General features: G+C 64.7%; 6 protein-coding genes. All 6 read left to right on the top strand.

Going from position 1 to position 4,793, the window contains the following annotated elements; genetic code table 11:
- Positions 1-403 precede the first annotated feature (403 nt).
- The 6 genes from MKL11_RS07705 (at position 404) to MKL11_RS33060 (ending at position 4,712) form a co-directional block, all read left to right on the top strand.
- The gene (locus tag MKL11_RS07705) at positions 404-1,180 is read left to right on the top strand and encodes a hypothetical protein (RefSeq protein WP_243941884.1); all 777 of its coding nucleotides are present in this window, start codon (positions 404-406) and stop codon (positions 1,178-1,180) included.
- Positions 1,181-1,225: 45 nt separating this feature from the next.
- Positions 1,226-1,759 (top strand): hypothetical protein, encoded by a 534-nt coding sequence (locus MKL11_RS07700; RefSeq protein WP_243941882.1) that lies wholly within the window; start codon positions 1,226-1,228, stop codon positions 1,757-1,759.
- Between the two features lie 107 nt (positions 1,760-1,866).
- Entirely contained in the window at positions 1,867-3,066 is a 1,200-nt protein-coding gene (locus MKL11_RS07695) for a nucleotidyltransferase (RefSeq protein WP_243941880.1), read from the top strand.
- Positions 3,063-3,560 carry a hypothetical protein gene (locus MKL11_RS07690; protein WP_243941879.1) on the top strand — a complete coding sequence of 166 codons (498 nt, stop codon included), beginning with the start codon at positions 3,063-3,065 and terminating at the stop codon, positions 3,558-3,560. Before MKL11_RS07695 ends, MKL11_RS07690 begins: the two co-directional genes overlap by 4 nt.
- Positions 3,560-4,573, top strand: a complete 1,014-nt coding sequence (locus tag MKL11_RS07685; protein WP_243941877.1) for a CBASS cGAMP-activated phospholipase — start codon at positions 3,560-3,562, stop codon at positions 4,571-4,573. The genes MKL11_RS07690 and MKL11_RS07685 overlap by 1 nt, the downstream gene beginning before the upstream one ends.
- A 16-nt stretch (positions 4,574-4,589) precedes the next feature.
- The gene (locus tag MKL11_RS33060; protein ID WP_279600345.1) at positions 4,590-4,712 is read left to right on the top strand and encodes a hypothetical protein; all 123 of its coding nucleotides are present in this window, start codon (positions 4,590-4,592) and stop codon (positions 4,710-4,712) included.
- Positions 4,713-4,793: the final 81 nt, after the last annotated feature.

Below are 4,793 nucleotides of genomic sequence, written 5' to 3'. Positions count from 1 at the left end.
CATAAAGTTGACCCTAACCTTTGGGCGTCGATACGGTCGCCGTCATGGCCATGGCATACTCATACATCCGCTTCCCGCACCCGGAGCAGATGCACGGCGACAGCCTCCGCCGGCAGCGAGAGGCCGCTGATAAGTGGGCGGCCGAGAAGGGGCTCGTGATCGACGAAAGCCTCACGAACCTTGGGTTGAGCGCCTAGTTGTAGCTGTGGCGTGGGTCAGAGGCCGGTATCCCGGCCGCCCAGGCATCATCGCCGATTCGTCTCCAAGAGCGCCGTCGAGCATGTTGATCCGACTGTGGGGGAATTGGCTCAGGGCGAGTGATGTCGACAGGGCGGTACGTTCGGGGGGAGATCCCTTCGCCTCCCCTGCGCCGGTCACCTTCCAGGTGACGAGCGGGACCAAGATGCTGCTCGACGCTTGCGTTCGCCTCCTTGCCTATTCGAACCAAATTATCGCGGAAGGCATCCCAGTCCGGCTCGTGTTCGAAGACGGCCCTGCGATGGGGTACCTCGACCGGATGGGGTTTTTCGATCACCTCACGCCTGAGGTTGAGGTGTCGCCGAATCGTCCTGTCGTGTCCGGCGCGTATGTGTTCGGAGGCAACAATCGGGGCCTTGTGGAAATCTGTGCCATCCGCCCGGGGATCGATGCCCATGACCTGATCTCTAAGCTGAAGGAGACCATTGGCGCCACCTGCGGGGCCAGGATCGATTTTCCGCAATTCGAGGATGCGATGTCGACAATCCTCTCGGAGCTCATCGAGAACGTGTACCTGCACGGTGGCGACGGTGCGACCGGGCATGCGGCCTTCCAATCGTACCCTGCCTCCAACAAGGCGCGTGTCGTGGTCTCTGATAATGGGCGTGGGCTGATGCAAACCATCCGGCCCCCCTTGGAAGATCGAGACCCGAGCTATCGCCACGTCCGGGACGTAGACTTGCTCGTGGAGATGTTCCGCGATGGCTTGTCGCGTTTCGACGACCCCTCTCACGGAAATGGCCTGAAGGGGTGCGCGACCAAAGCAATCAAATATCGAGCTACGCTCGATGTGCGGCTGAGGTCGCAAGCGGTGACGCTGGTGCCCTCGGGGGAGGCGTACATTCCAAACACCGCCATCCTATCATCGGAGTTACCGAAGCTCGCCGGAACTCACATCGCTTTCGAGCTGTCTCTTGTCTGACGCCATCATCACCGCTTAAATGACGGACGTGAACCAGGTGCTCCGATGATCGTGCTTCGCGATATGATGCCCAAGTCCGAGGGCTGGGGCCGGGAGATGGGTCGACCGGTTTTCTCGAAGCTCGTCGAGCATGTCGAGCGCAATCCCGACCAGACAATTTTCCCAATCTCCTTCAAGGGCGTGAAGCAGGTCGACTACTCCTTCGCGTCCGAGACGGTCGTTCAGCTCGCCCGCCGCTACAAGGGTGAGAAGGGGTTCTACCTGTTCGAGATCGCCACGCCCTACATCGAGGAAAATGTCGACGCGGCAGCCCGACGTGTCGAGCAGCCATTGGTTGTCGCTGATGCGAAGGGTCATCGTTTCATCGGTTCCGAGCCCAGCGCCGGATCGAAGGCCGCACTCGATTTCGTCGTGGCACGGTCGCACGCACGTGCCGCCGAAATCGCGGACGCGATCCACGTCACTGTGGCGAACGCCTCCATGAAGCTCAAGCAGCTCTGGTCGAGCGGCTTCCTACTGCGGCGGGAAAGCGTCGCCGATACGGGCGGCGTCGAGTTCGTCTATCAGCGTATCGCCTAAGCCGGCGGGGTTCGTGGTAAGCGGACCCTTGACGACGTTCGGCCGCACCCCCATAAATGGCTTCAATTATGGAGATTGGCGCGCCGCCCATCTCGATGGAGATGCGCATGTTCGTTGATCAGCGCTTGGCACACCGCAAGGCCTACCTCATCAACTTGCTCGCGCGCATGTGCGCCGAGCTCGACATCACCGAGAGCCGGCTCCAGCAGGCCAAGGAGCGCTACGAGGGCGTCGCCCGGTGGCTCGCCGCCGGCGAGCACTTCCTGCTGCACGACCTCTCCATCTACCTACAGGGCTCCACCGCCCTCGGAACGTCGGTGCGCCCCATCGGCAAGAACGAACACGACGTTGATCTGGTCGCGTTCATGCCCGCAGGGACCACCGTGTGGACGCCCGCCTACATCAAGAAGGTGATCGGCGACCGCCTCAAGGCGCACGCGACCTACACCCGGCTGCTGGAGGAGAAGATCCGGTGCTGGCGGCTGGTCTACGCGAACGAGTTCCACCTCGACATCACGCCCTCGATCCTGAACCTTGCCTGCCGCAACCAGGGCGAGCTCGTCCCGGACAAGAGCCTGCGGGAGTGGAAGGGCAGCAACCCGCGCGGGTACCGCAAGGCTTTCGAGGCCCGCGCTGCGCTGGTGCCGGTCATCAAGCTCACGAAGGCCTTCGACGAGGCGATCAAGAGCCGCGCCAACATCGAGCCGTTCCCCGTCGCCTCCAGCGGCCGCAGCATCCTCTGCAACATCGTCCAAGTGGCCAAGCGGCACCGGGACGTCCACTTCGAGGGGCAGGATCTCGCCCTCTGGCCGATCTCGGTCATCCTCACCACGCTGATCGCGTGGAGCTACGAGCGCTGCGTCAATGCGGGAGTCTACGATACCGAGTTCGACCTCATGATCGCCGTGCTGCGGGGGGTGCCGGACTTCATCGGCCGGACGCTGCCGGACGGATCCCCGGGCTGGTACATCCCGAACGAGACCACCATCGACGAGAACTTCGCGGAGCGCTGGAACGACGACCCGGACAAGGCGAAGGCCTTCTTTACCTGGCACGCCAAGGCGGTGGCCGACCTGGAGAACCTCGCGCGCGTCGAAGGCACCGACCAAGTGCGGAAGCGGATGGACGAATCGTTCGGCCCCCGCCCGGTCGGCGCCGCCTTCACCGCGCTCGACAACGAGATCGCCAGCGCCCGCCGCTCCGGCCTGCTGGGGGTGGCGCCGCTCGTCGGGCTTACGGCCGCGCGGGCCGCCGCGGCCGCTGTCCCCGTCAGGAGCAACACCTTCTACGGGCGGGACTGCGGATGAGCCCTCCCTCTGGTCCGCGGCGCCTTACGCTCGCCCAGCAGCACGTCAACCTTAAAGCCAGCCCCATCACTCGGGGCGATGGCGGCATCGCGGGCGGCGCGCTGACATGGCGGTTCCAGGCCTCCCCGTCCCCGATCTCGCGCACGTACGACCTGCGCCTGACGTATCGGGTCAACGGGGTGCCGGCCACCTTCGTCGATCAGCCCGACCTGACCTCGCTCGCGAACGGAGCGAGGATTCCGCATCTCTACTCCGAGCGGCCGGCGCGGCTCTGCCTGTACCTTCCCAGCGCCTACGAGTGGCGGCCCTCCATGCTGCTGGACCGCACCATCGTGCCTTGGGCGGTCCTCTGGCTCTGGTACTTCGAGGACTGGCTGGCGACCGGAGAATGGCGGGGAGGAGGCGTCCATGTCTCCCCCGATGTCGAGGCCAAAATCATCGCCAACAACTCCGGCCTCATCGAGGTCCTTCAGGCTGAAAAGGAGGCCGCGTGATGAAACCCGGCATCGACGGTCCCGAATTCCGTAAGATCCTCACCCTCGACGGCGGCGGCATCCGCGGGGTCTTTCCGGCCGCCTTCCTCGCCAAGCTCGAAGAGCATCTCGACGAGCCCATCGGCCGCTACTTCGACCTGATCGTCGGCACGTCCACCGGCGCCATCATCGCGGCCGGACTGAGCCTCGGCCTCACCGCCGGGGAGATCCTCCGCTTCTACGAGGAGAAGGGCCCCGCCATCTTCGACCAACATCGCGGCCCCATCGCGAACTGGATCACGAGGCAGGCGCGGTCGGCTCGCCACTGGATGGGCACGAAATATTCCAACACGAGCCTTCGGGAGGCGCTGGACGAGGTGATCGGCGGTCGCCTGATCGGCGAGAGCCAGACCCGCCTCGTCATCCCGGCCTGGCATCCGATCCTCGAGCGCGTTTATCTCTACAAGACTGCCCATCACCCGCGTTTTGAGACCGACTACCTTCAGCCGGCGGTTGATGCCGCAATGGCGAGCGCGGCGGCGCCGACCTTCCTCGACCCCTACCTCACGAAGGAGGAGATCGAACTGGTCGACGGCGGCGTTTGGGCAAATAATCCTATCGGCGTGGCGGCGGTCGAGGCGGTGGGCGTGCTGCGGTGGCCGGGTGACCGGCTCAAGATCCTTAGCATCGGAACGACCAACGACGTGAAGGCGCCGAGTCGGATCGGAGGCAAGCTCGGTGCGGCGCCGAACCTCGCCCGGCTCTTCATGGCAGGTCAGTCCCACAGCGCCCTCGGCGCCGCGAAGATCATCACAGGCGACGTGCACGACCGCAAGGCGATCTGGCGGATCGACCAGACCGTCCCGCTGGACCGCTACACGCTCGATGACGTCTCGCGCATTGCCGAGATGAAGAACCGGGCCGTCGTCGAGGCGCGTGAGCAACTCCCCGACCTGCGCCGTCACTTCTTCGGGGAGGTCGCCCCGGAGTTCGAACCCTTCCACCGGCTGCCGGCCGTGAAGGCCGCGGCGTGAGGAAACGCAGGAGAGCATGATGGCGAATACACTGCCGAAGTCTGGGCAACCCTGGACGCCCGAGGACACGCGGACCCTGCGCAAGCTGGCCGACGAGAACACGCCGGCGCGCGTGATGCACATGCCCGTGGCCTCATAGGTCCAGTCCGCGGTTCAAGACCAGGTCCGTCTGGTCCTAGGCGTAGTACCAGCTTCCAGGGCTGCTTCGCCTTCCAAGCGG

Origin of the sequence: Methylobacterium sp. J-077, from assembly GCF_022829365.1 — a bacterium.
In the GTDB taxonomy this organism is placed as follows: domain Bacteria; phylum Pseudomonadota; class Alphaproteobacteria; order Rhizobiales; family Beijerinckiaceae; genus Methylobacterium.
The sequence above is the reverse complement of the archived record's forward strand: the minus strand, read 5'-3'. Positions and strand labels throughout refer to the sequence as shown.

Excerpts from the sequence above, each read along its gene's own strand:
- MKL11_RS07705 (WP_243941884.1), top strand. The coding sequence starts at position 404 with ATGCTGCTCGACGCTTGCGTTCGCCTCCTTGCCTATTCGAACCAAATT.
- MKL11_RS07700 (WP_243941882.1), top strand. The coding sequence starts at position 1,226 with ATGATCGTGCTTCGCGATATGATGCCCAAGTCCGAGGGCTGGGGCCGG.
- MKL11_RS07695 (WP_243941880.1), top strand. The coding sequence starts at position 1,867 with ATGTTCGTTGATCAGCGCTTGGCACACCGCAAGGCCTACCTCATCAAC.
- MKL11_RS07690 (WP_243941879.1), top strand. The coding sequence starts at position 3,063 with ATGAGCCCTCCCTCTGGTCCGCGGCGCCTTACGCTCGCCCAGCAGCAC.
- MKL11_RS07685 (WP_243941877.1), top strand. The coding sequence starts at position 3,560 with ATGAAACCCGGCATCGACGGTCCCGAATTCCGTAAGATCCTCACCCTC.
- MKL11_RS33060 (WP_279600345.1), top strand. The coding sequence starts at position 4,590 with ATGATGGCGAATACACTGCCGAAGTCTGGGCAACCCTGGACGCCCGAG.